The 15,614-nt window shown below is 68.6% G+C and carries 18 protein-coding genes and 2 pseudogenes; 9 read left to right on the top strand and 11 right to left on the bottom strand.

Going from position 1 to position 15,614, the window contains the following annotated elements:
- Positions 1-282 precede the first annotated feature (282 nt).
- The 3 genes from ACIBU0_RS33575 to ACIBU0_RS33565 are packed head-to-tail and all read left to right on the top strand — an operon-like array spanning position 283 to position 1,577.
- Entirely contained in the window at positions 283-717 is a 435-nt protein-coding gene (locus ACIBU0_RS33575; RefSeq protein WP_398826142.1) for a class I SAM-dependent methyltransferase, read from the top strand.
- A 7-nt stretch (positions 718-724) separates the two neighbouring features.
- Positions 725-907: a hypothetical protein gene (locus ACIBU0_RS33570; RefSeq protein ID WP_398826139.1), complete on the top strand. Its 183-nt coding sequence runs from the start codon at positions 725-727 to the stop codon at positions 905-907.
- 19 nt (positions 908-926) lie between these two features.
- Entirely contained in the window at positions 927-1,577 is a 651-nt protein-coding gene (locus ACIBU0_RS33565; protein ID WP_398826137.1) for a DUF2218 domain-containing protein, read from the top strand.
- Between the two features lie 13 nt (positions 1,578-1,590).
- On the opposite strand, the gene ACIBU0_RS33560 is transcribed toward ACIBU0_RS33565, so the two are convergent.
- The 4 genes from ACIBU0_RS33560 to ACIBU0_RS33545 form a co-directional block, all read right to left on the bottom strand.
- Complete coding sequence (locus tag ACIBU0_RS33560) at positions 1,591-2,718, bottom strand: HoxN/HupN/NixA family nickel/cobalt transporter (RefSeq protein ID WP_398826134.1); 1,128 nt, start codon at positions 2,716-2,718, stop codon at positions 1,591-1,593.
- Between the two features lie 114 nt (positions 2,719-2,832).
- Positions 2,833-3,687 carry a F510_1955 family glycosylhydrolase gene (locus tag ACIBU0_RS33555; RefSeq protein WP_398826131.1) on the bottom strand — a complete coding sequence of 285 codons (855 nt, stop codon included), beginning with the start codon at positions 3,685-3,687 and terminating at the stop codon, positions 2,833-2,835.
- A 154-nt stretch (positions 3,688-3,841) separates the two neighbouring features.
- The gene (locus ACIBU0_RS33550) at positions 3,842-4,492 is read right to left on the bottom strand and encodes a DUF305 domain-containing protein (RefSeq protein WP_398826128.1); all 651 of its coding nucleotides are present in this window, start codon (positions 4,490-4,492) and stop codon (positions 3,842-3,844) included.
- 96 nt (positions 4,493-4,588) lie between these two features.
- Positions 4,589-5,053: a hypothetical protein gene (locus tag ACIBU0_RS33545; RefSeq protein ID WP_398826125.1), complete on the bottom strand. Its 465-nt coding sequence runs from the start codon at positions 5,051-5,053 to the stop codon at positions 4,589-4,591.
- Positions 5,054-5,393: 340 nt separating this feature from the next.
- Here ACIBU0_RS33545 and ACIBU0_RS33540 point away from each other — a divergent pair, with 340 nt between their 5' ends.
- Both ACIBU0_RS33540 and ACIBU0_RS33535 read left to right on the top strand, forming a co-directional pair.
- Entirely contained in the window at positions 5,394-5,762 is a 369-nt protein-coding gene (locus tag ACIBU0_RS33540) for a BlaI/MecI/CopY family transcriptional regulator (protein WP_398826122.1), read from the top strand.
- On the top strand, positions 5,759-6,667 hold the full coding sequence (locus ACIBU0_RS33535) for a M56 family metallopeptidase (protein ID WP_398826119.1): 909 nt from the start codon (positions 5,759-5,761) through the stop codon (positions 6,665-6,667). Before ACIBU0_RS33540 ends, ACIBU0_RS33535 begins: the two co-directional genes overlap by 4 nt.
- A gap of 282 nt (positions 6,668-6,949) precedes the next feature.
- On the opposite strand, the pseudogene ACIBU0_RS33530 reads toward ACIBU0_RS33535, so the two are convergent.
- The 4 genes and pseudogenes from ACIBU0_RS33530 to ACIBU0_RS33515 form a co-directional block, all read right to left on the bottom strand.
- Positions 6,950-9,144: pseudogene (locus ACIBU0_RS33530) on the bottom strand (heavy metal translocating P-type ATPase).
- A gap of 196 nt (positions 9,145-9,340) precedes the next feature.
- Entirely contained in the window at positions 9,341-9,637 is a 297-nt protein-coding gene (locus ACIBU0_RS33525) for a heavy-metal-associated domain-containing protein (protein WP_398826115.1), read from the bottom strand.
- Between the two features lie 743 nt (positions 9,638-10,380).
- Positions 10,381-11,286, bottom strand: coding sequence for a DUF5134 domain-containing protein (locus tag ACIBU0_RS33520; RefSeq protein WP_398826112.1), 906 nt, complete (start codon positions 11,284-11,286; stop codon positions 10,381-10,383).
- 306 nt (positions 11,287-11,592) lie between these two features.
- A complete protein-coding gene (locus ACIBU0_RS33515; protein WP_398826109.1) occupies positions 11,593-11,718 on the bottom strand; it encodes a plastocyanin/azurin family copper-binding protein in 126 nt (41 codons plus the stop codon).
- Between the two features lie 33 nt (positions 11,719-11,751).
- Here ACIBU0_RS33515 and ACIBU0_RS33510 point away from each other — a divergent pair.
- A pseudogene (locus ACIBU0_RS33510) lies at positions 11,752-12,007 on the top strand (MFS transporter); the annotation flags it as partial.
- A gap of 265 nt (positions 12,008-12,272) precedes the next feature.
- Positions 12,273-12,707 (top strand): hypothetical protein, encoded by a 435-nt coding sequence (locus tag ACIBU0_RS33505; protein ID WP_398826106.1) that lies wholly within the window; start codon positions 12,273-12,275, stop codon positions 12,705-12,707.
- 113 nt (positions 12,708-12,820) lie between these two features.
- Here the strand turns inward: ACIBU0_RS33505 and ACIBU0_RS33500 are convergent, their stop codons facing one another.
- Positions 12,821-13,420: a TetR/AcrR family transcriptional regulator gene (locus ACIBU0_RS33500; RefSeq protein ID WP_398826103.1), complete on the bottom strand. Its 600-nt coding sequence runs from the start codon at positions 13,418-13,420 to the stop codon at positions 12,821-12,823.
- Between the two features lie 116 nt (positions 13,421-13,536).
- Between ACIBU0_RS33500 and ACIBU0_RS33495 the strand changes: the two genes are divergently transcribed.
- Positions 13,537-13,704 (top strand): hypothetical protein, encoded by a 168-nt coding sequence (locus ACIBU0_RS33495; protein ID WP_398826099.1) that lies wholly within the window; start codon positions 13,537-13,539, stop codon positions 13,702-13,704.
- A gap of 11 nt (positions 13,705-13,715) precedes the next feature.
- On the top strand, positions 13,716-14,285 hold the full coding sequence (locus ACIBU0_RS33490) for a hypothetical protein (protein ID WP_398826096.1): 570 nt from the start codon (positions 13,716-13,718) through the stop codon (positions 14,283-14,285).
- A 93-nt stretch (positions 14,286-14,378) separates the two neighbouring features.
- Here the strand turns inward: ACIBU0_RS33490 and ACIBU0_RS33485 are convergent, their stop codons facing one another.
- Both ACIBU0_RS33485 and ACIBU0_RS33480 read right to left on the bottom strand, forming a co-directional pair.
- Positions 14,379-14,786, bottom strand: coding sequence for a four-helix bundle copper-binding protein (locus ACIBU0_RS33485; RefSeq protein WP_398826093.1), 408 nt, complete (start codon positions 14,784-14,786; stop codon positions 14,379-14,381).
- A gap of 164 nt (positions 14,787-14,950) precedes the next feature.
- Positions 14,951-15,478 carry a DUF4396 domain-containing protein gene (locus ACIBU0_RS33480; protein WP_398826090.1) on the bottom strand — a complete coding sequence of 176 codons (528 nt, stop codon included), beginning with the start codon at positions 15,476-15,478 and terminating at the stop codon, positions 14,951-14,953.
- Between the last annotated feature and the right edge of the window lie 136 nt (positions 15,479-15,614).

Raw genomic sequence — 15,614 nt, 5'->3', positions numbered from 1 at the left:
GCCCGCCTAGGTGGATATCCGGCCTGAACTGCCGGTTCTTCGGTGGGGTTGGAGGTCCGCAGTGGGCAACCGTGGCCGAGGTTGGTGTGGTGGCACGTGTCGTGGGGCGGGGTGGCCGGGTTCCGTCGCTCGGTCGGGATGCAGGAATCGCCGCCTCGAAGCGGGGCATCGGTGCAGCATCGCCTTGTGGATACACGATGAATTGACAGCGACAGTATGTATCGATAAAGCTTGGGGTGTTCCCAGAACCGGGGACGCGCGGCTACGAGCGAGGAGACGATCATGGCCGGATCGAGCCCTCATCCCCATTACGGCCCTGAGGATTCACGCACGTCCGAGGACCTGTACGTCAGCCGGCCACCGTGGGACATCGGACGCCCCCGGCGGGTCTTCCTTGCCCTGGCCGAGGCCGGTGCCGTCCGCGGTCGCGTGCTGGACGCAGGCTGCGGAACCGGCGAGCACGCCCTCATGGTCGCGCGGCTGGGGCTGGACGCGACCGGTGTCGATCTCGCGGCCAATGCCCTGCACGTGGCCGAGAACAAGGCCCGTGAGCGGGACCTCAAGGCGCGGTTCCTCCATTACGACGCCCGTCAGCTGGCGGCGCTGGACGAGCAGTTCGACACCGTGCTCGACTGCGGGCTCTTCCATATCTTCGACGGCGACGACCGCGCCGCCTACGTGGACGGGCTGCGCTCCGTCATCCCGCCGCGCGGCTAGCTACTTCATGCTCGCCTTCAGCGACCGTCAGCCGGGCGAGTGCGGCCAGGTGCACAAGCTGACGCGGGACGAGATCGAGGCCGCGCTCACCGACGGCTGGCGGATCGACTCCATCGAACCGGCCACCATCGAGATCACGGTCGACCCGGACGGCATCCGGGCCTGGCTGGCCGCCCTCACCCGGATCTGACCGAGAAACAAGGATCACCATGCTGATCACCGAAGCCCGCATCGCGACCGAGCGCCCGAGCCGGTACCTCGTCCAGCTCTGCAAGCACTTCGACAACAAGGGGCGTCACCTCGGGCACCGCCCGCGTGTCCACGGCGACGGCGACGCGCAGGCGCTCCGCGAGATGCAGGCCGTCGCCGCCCAGGCTCAGGTCGAATGGTCCGAAGCCCAGGGCACCGTCACCCTTCCCTGGGGTCGGTGCGAGATGAGGGCCGAACCGGGTGCGCTGACAGTGCGCGTCGAAGCCGTAGACGCGGAGAAGCTGGAGCGGCTGCAAGACCTGCTGGCCGGGCACATCGAGCGGTTCGGCAGGCGCGAGCAGTTGACGGTGAACTGGGGAGGGCCCAACACCTCCACCGTCGCTCACAGCGAAACAGCAAAGGCGTTGTCGGCTTCCCGGAAGGGTGGCGGCTCCCGACACCCTTGGCGTGGCAGGGCGGCCGTCCTCACCGCACTGGTCGTGCTGGCCCTTGTCGTCCACCTCGGACTGGGGAGCCTCCTCTTCTCCCAATGGCGGTGGACCGGCTGGGCCGCCGGCATTCTCCTGGCTGTGGTGCTGGTGAAGATCGGCCTCCTCACCGGCCTGGGTCGCTTCGCCGCACGCCGCGCCCGAACGTCAAGGGCTCGCTGACGCGGGCACCGGCTCAGGCAGAGGCAGGATCCGGCTCCGCCTCTACCCCCGGACGGTGCCCTGGATAGCGCTCGTCGTACCCGCGCAGCTTCCACAGGGCGACGGCCCCGATCCACGTCGCCAGGAAGGTGGCCACGATGACGATGCCGATCGCGTTGAGATCGATCGCGGCGAGCCACGACCAGGGTGCGCGGTCGGCCGCGCCGAGCTGGTCGGCGAGCAGGGACACCAGTTCCACCGTGCCGACGACGAACGCCACGAAGATCGACAGGCCGGTCATGGTGAGGTTGTAGTAGATCTTGCGGAGGGGATTGGAGAAGGACCACTCGTACGCCTTCGCCATGAAGACGCCGTCCGTGGTGTCCATCAGGCTCATGCCGGCGGCGAAGATCAGCGGCAGGGCGATGATGGCGAGTGGCGGGAGCGTGCCGTCCGCGGCGGAACCCGCTGCGAGGCCCAGCGCGCCGACCTGGGTGGCGGTGTCGAAGCCGAGGCCGAAGAGCAGACCGACGAAGTACAGCTGCCAGCTGTGCTCGATGAACTTGTTGTAGCGGCCCTTGAAGACGCGGTTCATCAGCCCGCGGTCGGCCAGCAGTCGCTCCAGCTCCTCCGGCTGGTGGCGTCCTTCCTTCGCCTCGCGCCAGGTGCGAACGATGCCGCGCAGCACGGCGAAGTTCAGTGCGGCGATGGCGTACAGGAAGACGCCCGAGACGGTCGTGCCGATGATGCCGCCGAGGTCGGCGAAGCCGGCCTGGAAGCGGTTCGCGGCCTGGGCGGCGAAGGCGATGCCGACGGAGAGACCGAGGACGACGGTCGAGTGGCCGAGCGAGAAGGCGAGCCCCGTGCCGAGCGGGCGCTTGCCCTTCTGCAGCAGGAAGCGGGTGGTGTCGTCGACGGCCGCGATGTGGTCGGCGTCGAAGGCGTGGCGCATGCCCAGCGTGTAGGCCAGCCCGGCCGCTCCCGCGTACAGCAGCTCGCCGTGGCTGTCGGTGAGGCCGTGATAGCGGGCGTTGTAGTAGGCGAACAGGCCGAAGCCGGCGATGTGCAACGCCGCGACGAAGCCGTACATCGCCACGAGCCGACGGATCTCACCCCGGTCGAACCCACGCCTCCGCCGGACGGACACGGCATTCGTGGTCATGGCTGGGTACCTCCGGGCAGTTTCGGCCGTCTGCTACTGCTCTTAGCAGCTAGCTGCAAATCATATGCAGGTGAGTCCGGGTGGCTGTCAACCGGGGTTCGGAGCGACGGTGGCCTACGGATTGGTGGGGGAGTCGACGGCAAGGCGCTGTTTCCAGCTGTTGCCGCCGTCCTTCGACTCGTAGACCCCGATACCGGTGGCTGCCAGGACATGCTCGGCGTCCACAGCGGTGAGCGCCTGGGGCTGCCCGCCGGGGACGGTGGCCGTCTTCGTCCAGGAGGCTCCGCCGTCCTCGCTGCGGTGAAAGCCCCCCGAGGGATCGATGCCGTAGAGGGCGTCTTGCGCCCGCCAGGACAGGAAGGCCATGACCGGCTGAGTGCCCTTGGCGAAGGTTTTGCCGCCGTCGCTGGAGCGGGCGATCCCGTCGGCGGTGGTGGCGAGGACGAGATCGGGGTCCTTCGGGCTGACCGCGATGTCGAAGGCCTGGAGCTGTGCCCCGTCCTTCCAGGTGGCGCCGTCCTTGCTGGTGCGCAGCAGGCCGGCGGTGGAGTCGTAGCCGTAGACGGCGCCGTGGGCGTAGTCCAGAGAGTGGAAGTCGGACTGGCCGGAGAGTGAGAGCGCCTTCCAGGTCTTGCCGGCGTCGGTGCTCTTGATCAGGCCCTTGTTGCCTCCCTGGGAGGGGTGGCCGCTGGCGTAGAACGTCTGGTCCTGGGCCACGGTGAAGCCCATGAAGTCATCCGTGCTGTCACCCACCAGCTGGGGCTCGCCCTTCGCGTCGGGTGTGTAGACGCCCGCGTGCGTGGCGACGTACAGGCGCTGGTCGGACGGATCGATTCCGAGTCCGTGGATGTGGCTCATCGCCGTGGCGGAGGCGGACGAGCCGGAGTCGTCGCCGCTGCCGGAGCAGGCGGCCAGGGTGATGCTGAGGGCCAGGGCGGCGGCTGCCGCGGCGATGTGACGCTTGTTCATGAGTCCTCGGGAGAGTGCATGCGACCGCGACCGGGGCGGAGGCCGGGTGGGCGGTCTGCGGAGTGGGGGCGGCCGTCCGGCTCGGCAGCGGGCGAACGCCGCGGAGCCGGACAGCCCTGTTGTGCGCGGCCGAACCGTGGGCGCGCCGACGGGCTCAGAGCCGGTCGAGGATGCTCTGCAGCTGCTTGACCTCAGCGGACTGGCTGGTGACGATGCCGCCGGCCATCTTCTTGGCGTCGGCGTTCTTGCCGTCCGTCTGCTCGGTCTTCGCCATGCTGATCGCGCCGTTGTGGTGGTCGATCATCATCTGGGCGAACATCTTGTCGAACTCGGTGCCCTTCATGGCCTTGAGTTCCTTCATGTCCCCGTCGGACATCATGCCGTTCATCCCGGAGTGGTCCATACCCGGCATGGACTCCATCGCGGTCGGCTTGTTCCAGGCCGTGAGCCAACCTGTCATCGTCTTGATCTCGGGGCCCTGAGCGGCTTCGATCTTGGACGCAAGGTCCTTGACCTCCGAGTCGGAGGCGCGGCCGTCGGCCAACCGAGCCATCTCCACGGCCTGCTCGTGGTGCGGGATCATCATCTGCGCGAACGTGACGTCCGCGTCGTTGAAGCTCCCACTCTCGGCGGGCGCCGTGGCCGTCGCCTTCGCGGAACTGTTGCCGCTGCCGTGGTCCATGCCGCTCATGTCATCGCCGTTGTCGCTGCAGGCGGAGAGCACCAGGGCTCCCGCGGCGACGATGCCGACGGCCGCCATGCGGCGAACGGGCTTGCGGCGCAGGGCATGCGTGAAGGCAGTCATGATCGATTCACCTCGTGTGTCAGTACTGGGCTGTTTTCGGCGTACGCGAGATCGCGGGACCGCGCGATTCATGCGCGTCCGCGAGTGCGATTCGGCCTACAGCCGCAGGATCGACAACCGGGTGAGATCGGGTCTGCGCGGCGGCGGATTGGGCCGCAGTACGGCGGCGACCTGAGCGAGGAGCTTCGCGAGCCATTCCGGATGGCGTGCGAAGGCGGATCGCAGCAGCCCGGCGAGCACCCAGGCGCCGAGCAGCACCGCCAGGCACAGCGAGAGCATGTCCATCGCCATGGCCGGTTCATGGGTGGAGGACGAGTGCGCCGGGCCCGTCGCGTGGTCCGGAGCGGCGGCGCCGTCCGTCGACCGGCCCGCGTCCGTGGCGGCCGCAACGGTCATGGCCGTAAGAGCCATGGGGTCGTGTGCCGCAGCAGCGGTGGTGTCCACCGTCGACGCATGAGACGCATCGTTGGTCGCGGAACTGTGCGACTCGTCCGGATGCCCCATGGTGTGCATGGCGAAGATGCCCAGCGCGAGCACGGCGACGAACAGCAGGCGCCCCATGGCTCCTGCTGCGCGTGCGGAACGGCCCACGTGCACCTGCGTGATCTCCGCCTTCGGTCGTTGGGGATCTCCTGTGCCGACAGTACAGAAGTCGGCAGCGGGATGCTGTGACGGATCGTATATCGGCGGGACTACTAACCTGGTTGGCATTGGCGGCGGCGACAGCGATGGCGGTGGTGCCCAGTCTTGCTGGGATCCCGCGGAGCTGGTTCGCGCCGTCGCATCGCTGGTCCTGCTCTGGCACTTCTCAAGGCTCCATGGGGGGCCAGAGCACCGCGCACTACGATGAACGTCCACTGGTGCCGGAGAGCTCGCGCTCCCGGAAGCGAAGGGAGAGAGCGTGCGTCAGCTGGGGGAGCTCGAGGCGGAGATCATGCACCGCCTGTGGGCTTGGGGGCGGCCGGCGAGCGCGCGCGACGTGCTGACGGACATCAACAAACAGAGGCCCCTCGCCTACAGCACGGTCAAGACCGTCGCCGACATCCTTCACCGCAAGGGCATGCTGCAGCGTCACAAGGAGGGGCGGGCCTGGGTCTACACCCCCACCTGCACCCGGCAGCAGTACACGGCGTCGCTGATGAAGGAGGCGCTCGGCAGTAATCCGGATCCCGCCGGCACGCTGGTCAGCTTCCTGGAAGACATGACGCCGGAGGAGACGGAGGCACTACGCTCGGCGCTCCGGACGGTGAAGAGGCGGAGCAACTCATGATCGCCGCCGTGGCGCTGGCCGGATACGCGGTCTTCGTAGGCGTCACGGTGTCGTTCGGACTGGCGCGGGCCGAGTGGCCTCATCGTGCGCCGGTCCTCGCGGTCCTCGCCTGGCTGGGCCTGATGGCCACGTTCGTCATCACCACCGCCCTCTCGGTGTATCACCTGGCGCTCACCGAACAGCATGTGCACGACGGACTGGTCGGACTGCTCAACGCCTGCGGTCTGGCCCACGACGCCCCGCACGCGGAGTCGGCACCGACTCTTGGTGACGTTCTCGTGCTCGCCGCCCCCGTCGTGATCCTGCTGCTGCCTCTGGGCTGGCTGGCGCGGTGCACCTGGAAGGCACGCCGAGCGCGGCAGCGTCATCTCGACCTGCTCGCCCTTGTCGGCGAACCGGCGCCCGAATACGGCGCCACCGTCCTGGACCACGCAGTCCCGGCGGTCTACTGCCTGCCCGGCCGCCATGGGCGAGTTGTGATCACGCAGGGCGCCCTCGACGTCCTGTCCGAGCCGCAACTGCGGGCCGTCCTGGAGCACGAGCGGGCGCACATCGAGGGCAGGCACCACCTGCTTCATGCGCTGGCGGACGCGTTCTGCCGGGCCTTCCCGGGCCTGCCGTTGGGGTGGCTCGCCAAGGAGCAGATGGCGTTGCTCGTGGAGATGATCGCGGACGACAGGGCGCTGCGGTTCCATCCCCCGGAGGTGTTGGCCACTGCGATGTGCGAGGTCGCGTCCGGCCGGGCGCCGCAGGCGGCACTGGGGGCCGGCGGATCGGGTGCCATCATCCGGGTGCGCCGCGTGCTCACTACGCCGACCCGGCCACCCCGCGTGATGTGGCTGGGCGTGCTCGCGGCGACCGTCGCGGCTCCGCTGCTCCCACTGCTGGTGGCGTGCGGGCCCTGAGTGCTACAGGACCCGCACTTTCCCAAGTTGCGCATTGCGCGCAGCATCTCCTCCGGGGCCCGGCCCGCTTCCTGTTTGCGCCGGGGAGCCGTCGCACTGGACCAGGGCTGCCAAGGAGGTGCTCGGGGAAGCCTACTGTTAAAGAGATTAGTGGGCCAGCGAATCCGGGGCGGCTTGAGCGGTGGCGGAGTGCGAGTGTCGGGCTCACCGACCGGGCACCCCGACGTACCGGCACCCCGACGTACCGGCGCCCCGACGGTGTAGGGGCTCCGTACGTGCGGCTTACGTGAAGGACCGCAGGCGCAGGCTGTTGGTCACGACGAAAAGCGACGAGACGGCCATCGCGGCTCCGGCGATCATCGGATTGAGCATCCCGGCCGCCGCGAGCGGCAGCGCGGCGACGTTGTAGCCGAAGGCAGAGAAGAGGTTGCCCTTGATGGTGACCAGGGTCCTGCGGGAGAGGCGGATTGCATCGGCGGCCACCCGCAGGTCACCGCGTACGAGGGTCAGATCGCCGGCCTCGATCGCCGCGTCCGTGCCGGTGCCCATGGCCAGGCCCAGGTCGGCGGTGGCGAGGGCGGCCGCGTCGTTGACGCCGTCGCCCACCATGGCGACCGTACGGCCTTCCGCCTGGAGCCGCTTGACGACGGCCACCTTGTCCTGGGCCAAGACCTCGGGGATCACCTCGTCGATGCCGACCGTGCGTGCCACCGACTCGGCGACAAGCTGGTTGTCGCCGGTCAGCAGGATGGGCTTCAGGCCCAGGCGCCGCAGTTCGGTCACCGCCTCGGCGCTGGTCTCCTTGACCGCGTCGGCGACGGTGAGGACGCCGCGCGCCTCGCCGTCCCAGGCGACGGTGACCGCCGTACGGCCCTCGGCCTCTGCCGCGGCCTTGGCCTCGGCCAGCTCACGCGGCAGCTCGATGACCCACTCTGCGAGCAGCTTCTCGCGGCCAACGACCACCGCGTGCCCTTCGACGACGCCCTGGACGCCGAGTCCGGCGACATTCTCGAAGTTCTCCGGTACCGGCAGGCTTCCGGCCCGCTCGACGGCTCCGGCCGCGATGGCCTGGGCGATGGGGTGTTCGGAGGCGTGCTCCAACGCGCCCGCAAGGGACAGCAGTTCGGCCTCGTTCACACCTTCGGCGACGTACACGTCCTGCAGGGTCATACGGCCGGTGGTGACGGTTCCGGTCTTGTCCAGGACGACGGTGTCGACGCGGCGGGTGGACTCCAGGACCTCGGGGCCCTTGATCAGGATGCCGAGCTGGGCGCCGCGCCCGGTGCCGACCATCAGCGCGGTCGGCGTGGCCAGACCCAGAGCGCACGGGCAGGCAATGATCAGGACCGCCACGGCTGCGGTGAAGGCGATGGTCGCGTCGCCCGTGATGCCGAGCCAGCCGCCGAGCGTGGCCGCGGCGATCAGCAGCACCACGGGGACGAAGACACCGGAGATCCGGTCGGGGAGGCGCTGCACCTCGGCCTTGCCGGTCTGCGCGTCCTCGACGAGCTTGCCATCCGGGCGAGCTGGGTGTCCGCGCCGACCCGGGTCGCCTCGACGCCCAGTCGGCCGCCGGCGTTCACGGTGGCGCCCGTGACGGCGTCGCCGACCGTGACGTCCACCGGCACGGACTCGCCGGTGAGCATGGAGGCGTCCACGGCGGAGGCGCCCTCGACCACGGTGCCGTCAGTCGCGACCTTCTCACCGGGCCGTACGACGAAGCGGTCCCCGACCGCCAACTGCGCGACGGAGATACGTACTTCCTTGCCGCCGCGCAGCACGGAGACGTCCTTGGCCCCCAGTTCCAGCAGTGCGCGCAGTGCCGCGCCCGCCTTGCGCTTGGACTTCGCCTCCAGGTAGCGCCCGGCGAGTATGAAGGTGGTCACGCCCGCAGCGGCCTCCAGGTATATGGAGGAGGACCCGTCCGAGTGGGAGATCGTGGACTCGAAGCCGTGCCGCATGCCCGGCATGCCGGCGTGTCCGAAGAACAGTGCCCACAGCGACCAGCACAGCGCCGCGAGCGTGCCGATGGACACCAGGGTGTCCATGGTCGCGGCCCCGTGCCGGGCGTTGGTCCAGGCGGCCTTGTGGAAAGGGAAGGCGCCCCAGACGACGACCGGAGCGGCCAAAGCCAGCGAGAGTCACTGCCAGTTGTCGAACTGCAGGGCCGGGACCGTCGACATCAGCACGACGGGGACCGAGAGCATGAGCGACACGAGCAGACGCTGGCGGAGGCAGAACAGTTCAGCGTCCGCAGCCCGGCCCGCCTCGGCCTCGCCCCCAACGGGAGCAGTGGGAGGCGCCGGCTCCTCCGCCGTGTAGCCGGTCTTCACCACGGTGGCGATGAGATCGGATACCTCGATGTCCGGGCCGTAGCTGACCTTGGCCTTCTCGGTGGCGTAGTTGACGGTCGCCGTGACGCCGTCCATGCGGTTGAGCTTCTTCTCGATGCGGGCCGCGCACGAGGCGCACGTCATGCCGCCGATGGAGAGCTCGGCCTCGAATACGGGAGCTGAGGCGGAACTGCTGAGCGTCTTCTCGGTGTCGTGCTGGCCATGGACTTGTCTCCAGGAGGCGGCCGGGACGCACGGCGTCCGTATCAGCGGAGCGGTACGTCCCGGCGTGGGGAGGAATGCATGTGATGTCGGGGTGTGAAGCCCCGAAGCGGGGGCGTCAGGCGCGGCCGACGAGTTCGTACCCGGCCTCGTCGACGGCGGCGCGGACGGCCTCCTCGTCGAGCGGCGCGGCGGAGGTGACGGTGACCTCGCCGGTCTTGGCGACCGCCGTGACGGCGGTGACCCCGGCCAGGGCCGATATCTCCTGCGAGACCGCGCCTTCGCAGTGACCACATGTCATGCCGGACACCTTGTAGACGGTGGTGACGCCGATGTCCTGGACGTCGGTCGTGGTGCCGGAGCCGCAGGAACCGCCGGAGCCGCAGCAGGAGCTGGCGTTCGTCTGTTCGGTCATGGCTTCTTTCCTCAGGATCTGGTGGCGTGGGCTGTTGTCGGGAGGGGCATTCCCCGGTCCCTGGAACAACGGGAACACTATACCCCCCCAGGGTATTCCGTCACCTGTGTCGCGGCGCACACAGTCCCGCTGTCCGGCGCGTCGATCGCTAGGGTGCTTAGCTGGCCTCGCAGCCTGAGGTGGCGGCTGCACATCGAGGCGACGGTGTGCAGAAGCCGAGCAAGGGCGGTGGGGTCTCTGCGGCGGTCGGGTGCTTCTTCCGCTTCACGCAGCGCGTGGTGTTGTTGGCCGCCACCACGGCGACGGGTGGCGCGGGTTGTCCTGTTCGCCGTCGTCTACGCCATCCATGGCCGCCGGGATCCGGCTCGTACGACGAGAACGCGGTGGCCGAACCTGTTCGGTGCCGGGTTCGCAGACATCTGGCTGTGGATGTTCCCCCTCTGCCCGCCAACCGCTGGGCGTGAGGGGATCCGGGAATGCTCGACATCCGGTGCACGACCGCCCGCCCAGGGCATGGGCCAGATCGAAGCCCTGCCGATCATAGACGCCGGGACTGATTCCGCCGCGCGTTGGCGCAGGGCGGGCGCGCCTGTCCGGCCGTACCTGCTCCGCCTGACGCAGGTGGCGGTGAAGCGGCTCCGGCCGGCTCCCGCGTTCGCGCGGCCGCACGCCGAGGCCTGCGAAACATGGCACCTCGTTCGGTCCGCCTTTGATCGTCGAGGCCCGGACCGCCTCGGCTGCCGTCAGGAGGCCATCATCAGCAGCATCGCGGACATCGTCCCGCCCATGCCGATGTGAGCCGCCAGGGCCGCGTCCGGTGCGGCGCCCACCTTGCGGCGTCGGCCCCGACCGGCCCGTTCGGACGTGCGTGCCTTGTTCCACACGGAGATCGTCAACGACACCAGGAACACGACCAGCGTGTCCGGTATCGCGAGCAGCCATCGCCCGAGGCTGCGCCCACGGCCGCCCTCGCGGCTCGAGGCGACGTCGCTCTTGCCGGCGCCCCGAACACGTGTCCACATGGACGCCGCGATCGACAGTGCGAAGTACACGGCGAGCGCCGCGACGACGAGGCGCCACAGGGACGTCGAAGCCCCTGATGAGCCGGCGTCGGCGGCCGCGGTGGTCATGCCCGGCATGTCCATCCCGTGCATCGACCCCATCCCTTCCATGGAGCCCGTACCGGCCATGTGATCCATGCCGGCCGAGCTCCCGGCACTCCCCGCATTCTCCGTCCCGTGCATGTGCTCCATCCCGGGCATGTGTGCCATGGAGGAGCCGAGCGCCAGTACGGGTCCGGACGGTGTGCTGGTCATGGCGAGCGTCATGATGACCATGCTGGCGCTGCCGACGATGAGATGGACCCAGTGGCGGCCGTGCCTCCATCCGCCCGTGCGCGTGTGCTTGACCGCCATCGCCACGCCCCCGAGACCGAGCAGAGCGAACGCCGCCGCCCACCACATGCCGTAGCCCGCGTACCAAGCCGCCGTCGGCGGCAGCGCCATGACGGCCATGCACAGACCCATCAGCAGGTCGCCTCCAGCCGCGAACCTTGTCGCGCCGCTGGTGGTCACCACTTGGATCACGCTGACGGCGGCGACCAGCGCGGCGACCGCTGCAATGGACCAACTGAGAGCCAGACTTCCCATCGTCACCCTTCCGAACATCCGGGTACGGCGGGCCGATGTAGCCGGACATCGGATCGCCGCACAGGCACCCCGGTGGAGCCGTGGGGCCGTTGACTGCTATGGCCCTTAGTACGTATCGGAGGTGACGGGTATTCAGAGAGGACGTGCTGTGAAAGTGGATCTAGGCGGTCGCCGCCTGCACCTCTGGGATGCAGCCTCATGGCACAGTCAGCGTCCCCTTCATGTTCGGCCGGATGGTGCAGATGAAGGAGTATCTGCCTGGCTCGGACGGGGCGGTGAAGGTTCCTGCCTCCCCGCCCTCAATGTTTACCGTGTCGAAGGCGTCCCCTCCGAGGCGGTCACCGTGTGGGCGGCGGAGTCCTCATTGATCACTGTGATCTTCTGGCCCGCCTGCACCGTCAGAGTGGCCGGGCTGAAGGCGAAGTCCTTCACGGTGATACGTACGGAGCGGGCGCCTGCCGAGGTGAAGCGGGGAAGTGCAGGGTGGAGGCGTTCGCCTTGTTCGACGTCTTCTACCAGGCAGGGATCCTGCTGGTCCCCTGGTGGGGACGGAGCTGACAGGTGTGGACTTCCGGATCACCTGCCTGGTCGCCGCCGCGATCTTCGCGCTGCTGTCGATCATGCAGATCCGCGCCCTGCCCGCACCACCCAGATGGAGGACCGGAGCCGGGAGAGCGTGCCCGCTCAGTGGCGGGGCATCCTCGCCAACCAGCCGTTCCTGCCTGGGAAGTGGGTGGTTCTGACCGCGGTTGCGTGATGGCTACGTCAGATGCCCATCGCCCACTACGACATAGCTGGCACACCACGGAGACGCGGTCACAACCCCACAGTTGGCCAGTGAGTGCCATACCTGGCCGGTGGTGACAGGCAACCATGCAGTGCCAAGACCAGGCACCCCACGCCTCGTGGCTCGATCGCGACACGTAGCATGACCCCGCCGAGCTGCGAAAGAGGGGGCCTGGCCTGTGGCTGGTGGGGGTACAGCGATGATCATCCCGTTCCTGGCGTTCGTTCTAGCCATCCCGCTGGCGATGCTGTCCTACGCGGTCGGCAAGAGGACGTCCCAGAAGATGGGCTGGCTGTTCGCCTCGGTCTTGGTCGGCCTGCCCACTGTGCTGCTGATCGCCCCGCTCATCAGTCGAGGCGACGCCTCCGAACCGTCGCGTGCCATCATCTACGGGAACCCATACGAGCCCGGCTCGATTGCGGACACCCAATACAAGCGCGGCTACGACTTCGCCGCCGCTCTTGCCAAGCAGGGAGACGACCCAGGATCCGGTATGGCGGACGATGTCTCTCGCTGGTGCACAGACCGGCTGACGCCCTCAGCAGGGTTCAAGGGCAAGGTCACCGAGGCGGTGATGCAGGGCTGCATCGAGGGATCCAATCAGCGCTCCGTATCTCCGTCGAATGCGCCGTAAGACCAACTGGGGGTTGTGGCCGCGTCTCCGTGGTGTGCCAGCCGGATGTCGTAGTGGGCGATGGGCATCTGACGTAGCCATCACGCAACCGCGGTCAGAACCAAGTGGGTTGCTCAGGCCGTGGATCCGGTCGACCCGTCCTCTGTGCGCAACCCCGCCAGTGTGACCGTGACGAGGCGGTGGACGGCGGCCTCGGAGGGCAGGCCACCGGCTGCGGCGAGGGCGTGGAGGCAGTAGCTCGCCAGCTCGTCGGGTGCGATATCGCTCCGGAAGTCGCCGGTCTCGGCCGCCTCAGCCAGCAGATCCCGGAACAGGTCGACGAGCTGCTGCTGCGCGTTCGCGACGTGTTCGGGGCGGTGCAGGAGCGCCGAGAGATCTTCGGCGCCATGGCGTCCGCGGTGGTAGCAGATGAACCCGTAGGCAGTGACCACGGCCTCGAGGCGTTGGCCGGCGTCGCCGGACCCGTTCCGGAGTTCGGCGAGATGCGTGAGATGAGAGTTGACGTGCCGTTCGTGGTGGGCGATCAGGATCGCCTCGACGTCCGGGAAGTACTTGTACAGCGTGGCCCGCCCGATGCCGGTCTTCTCGGCGATCTGCGACATGGTCACCGACAGCAGCCCGTGCTCGGCGACGAGCTCCCACGTGGTGTCCAGGATCGCCTCGCGCACCGTGCGGCGGTGCTCTTCGATCGTCTCGTTCCACAGCTTCGGCACGCACCCACTATACGAGGCGACGAATCAGAGTCACCCTGCCTTGATAGCGACACTATGTCTCTCAAAGTATGGCGCCGTGAAATTCACGGCCACGCCGCACAGCAAGGGACACGGACATGGCTGACGCGCAAAGCTCCTCCGAGACCACCAGGAGCGAGACCGACCGCGAGGCCCCTCCGGGGATGCCGCGCTGGGGGAAGGTGTTCGGGATCGTTGCCGCCGCGGCCCTGATCCTGGCCTTCGTCCTGATGCACATCATCGGCGGCGGCATGGGGCACCACTGATCGTGGCGACCATGACGCCCCGCATGCGCAAGTGGGCGCTCACCGCGCACGTCGCGACCTCTGTCGGCTGGCTCGGCGCGGTCGCCGGCTTCCTCGCTCTCGCGATCGCCGGTCTGGCCGGTCAGGATACCGAGGTGGTCCGTGGCGCGTATCTCGCCATGGAGGTGATCGGCTGGTTCGTCCTGGTCCCGCTCAGCCTCGCCTCGCTGGTCACCGGGCTGATCCAGGCGGTGGGCACCGCATGGGGCCTGCTCCGGCACTACTGGGTGCTGTTCAAGCTCCTGATCTCCGTCGTCGCCACGGTCCTGTTGCTGGTACACCTGCAGGTCGTCGCGCACGTGGCAGACGGCGCGGCCGCCTCGGGCCTGTCCGGATCGGATCTGGTGGGGATGCGGATCCAACTCGTGGCCGACGCCGGGGCCGCCTTGCTGGTGTTGCTCGCAGCCGTGGCGCTGTCGGTGTTCAAGCCGCGGGGGTTGACCCGGTACGGATGGCGCAGGCAGCGGGAGCAGAGGCGCCAGCAGCGAGCCCCGATTCGTCCCCGGTCAGAAGACTCCGCGTCGCCGGTGGCCTCGTCCTGACGGAGGCATGCGTCTGCCGAGAGCGAGTCGGCGCATCCGCTCCTGGTACGTGACGTCGTCGATCCGGCGACCCTGGTGGCCTTGACCGGTGGGTCAGCCGAGGGCCTGGATCAGGTCATTGCACGCCTGCTCGCAGGAGCGGCAGGCTTCGGCGCACAGACGGCAGTGCTCGTGCATGTCGGCGTGCGCGGAGCACTCGTCGGCGCAGGCTTTGCAGGCAGTGGCGCACGCGTTGAGGATCGCGCGTGTGATGTTGGCGTCGTAGCCGGTGTGCCGCGAGAGCACGGCGGCGGTGGCGTTGCAGATGTCCGCGCAGTCCATGTCGGTGCGGATGCACTTGGTGAGTTCGCCGACCATGCCCTCGGACAGGCAGGCGTCCGCGCATGCCGTACATGCCTGAGCGCAGGCGATGCACTCCTCGATGCAGCGGGTGAGCTTGTCGCGGTCGACCTGGCCCAGGTCGGCCGGATAGGTGGCGAGCATGTCCTTGACCGATGCCATAACCGGTCGCCTCCTTCCCATCGTGCCGGAGGGCGACGGGCCGGGACGGCCGTGCCTCTCCGTCTGCCAGCCCATCCCGAGTTGGCCCCGGCCGGAGGCGCAAACACGATCGGAGCACCCCTGTTCCGCCAGGGTGCCCCGATCGCATGGGCCTGTGAGGTGCGTCAGTGGTAGGCGTGGACCACGGCGTGGCCCTTGCCACGGCCGATCATCCACTTGTTGACCGGCGTGGTGATCAGGAAAGCGACCGCGAACCCACCCAGCAGGGCCGCCCAGAACAGGCCGTCGGACAGGTGAGCGTCCATCGCGCCCGGCGTGAGGGCAACGATCGCGTTGTCGACCAGCTCCATCACGGCGATCGAGACGGTGTCGGCGGTCAGTGCCACCTTGATCGCAGACTTGAGGTCCAGGCCGGCCCTGATCACCGCGAACAGGGTGAACGAGTAGCCGAAGAGGAACGCCAGCGCAATCGCCAGGACCATGGTGGGCGCGTTGCCCCACAGCAGCGCGGTGCCGATCACCATGCCCAGGATCTCGCCGATGGCGCACCCGGTCAGGCAGTGCAGCGTCGCCTTCACCGCCGTGCCCCAGGACGCTCCCGCATGGGCATGGTGGTGAGCCGGGTGGTCGGCGTGCCCGTGGCCTTCGTGCGTGGTGTGGTCGTGCGAGGCGCGGTGAGCGGTGTGGTCCATGACCTTCATCCCCATTCAGTGCGGTGAGGTTCCCGTTCCGGTGCCCAACGACGCCAGAATATACCCCTGGGGGGTATATTGAAAGCTGGTTTTTTTCTGAGGAGAACGGGCCACGTGCAGCCGGAGTCGGTGGATG

This window comes from Streptomyces sp. NPDC049627, from assembly GCF_044465645.1.
Lineage (GTDB): Bacteria > Actinomycetota > Actinomycetes > Streptomycetales > Streptomycetaceae > Streptomyces.
Note: the sequence above shows the minus strand (reverse complement) of the source record. Positions and strands in the feature narration are given on the sequence as shown.

Bases quoted from the DNA above. Each gene is read 5' to 3' on its own strand.
- ACIBU0_RS33550 (WP_398826128.1), bottom strand. From the start codon at position 4,492: ATGACTGCCTTCACGCATGCCCTGCGCCGCAAGCCCGTTCGCCGCATG.
- ACIBU0_RS33485 (WP_398826093.1), bottom strand. From the start codon at position 14,786: ATGGCATCGGTCAAGGACATGCTCGCCACCTATCCGGCCGACCTGGGC.
- ACIBU0_RS33535 (WP_398826119.1), top strand. From the start codon at position 5,759: ATGATCGCCGCCGTGGCGCTGGCCGGATACGCGGTCTTCGTAGGCGTC.
- ACIBU0_RS33565 (WP_398826137.1), top strand. From the start codon at position 927: ATGCTGATCACCGAAGCCCGCATCGCGACCGAGCGCCCGAGCCGGTAC.
- ACIBU0_RS33495 (WP_398826099.1), top strand. From the start codon at position 13,537: ATGGCTGACGCGCAAAGCTCCTCCGAGACCACCAGGAGCGAGACCGAC.
- ACIBU0_RS33520 (WP_398826112.1), bottom strand. From the start codon at position 11,286: ATGGGAAGTCTGGCTCTCAGTTGGTCCATTGCAGCGGTCGCCGCGCTG.
- ACIBU0_RS33575 (WP_398826142.1), top strand. From the start codon at position 283: ATGGCCGGATCGAGCCCTCATCCCCATTACGGCCCTGAGGATTCACGC.
- ACIBU0_RS33560 (WP_398826134.1), bottom strand. From the start codon at position 2,718: ATGACCACGAATGCCGTGTCCGTCCGGCGGAGGCGTGGGTTCGACCGG.
- ACIBU0_RS33490 (WP_398826096.1), top strand. From the start codon at position 13,716: ATGACGCCCCGCATGCGCAAGTGGGCGCTCACCGCGCACGTCGCGACC.
- ACIBU0_RS33555 (WP_398826131.1), bottom strand. From the start codon at position 3,687: ATGAACAAGCGTCACATCGCCGCGGCAGCCGCCGCCCTGGCCCTCAGC.
- ACIBU0_RS33545 (WP_398826125.1), bottom strand. From the start codon at position 5,053: ATGGGGCGCCTGCTGTTCGTCGCCGTGCTCGCGCTGGGCATCTTCGCC.
- ACIBU0_RS33480 (WP_398826090.1), bottom strand. From the start codon at position 15,478: ATGGACCACACCGCTCACCGCGCCTCGCACGACCACACCACGCACGAA.
- ACIBU0_RS33525 (WP_398826115.1), bottom strand. From the start codon at position 9,637: ATGACCGAACAGACGAACGCCAGCTCCTGCTGCGGCTCCGGCGGTTCC.
- ACIBU0_RS33570 (WP_398826139.1), top strand. From the start codon at position 725: ATGCTCGCCTTCAGCGACCGTCAGCCGGGCGAGTGCGGCCAGGTGCAC.
- ACIBU0_RS33505 (WP_398826106.1), top strand. From the start codon at position 12,273: ATGATCATCCCGTTCCTGGCGTTCGTTCTAGCCATCCCGCTGGCGATG.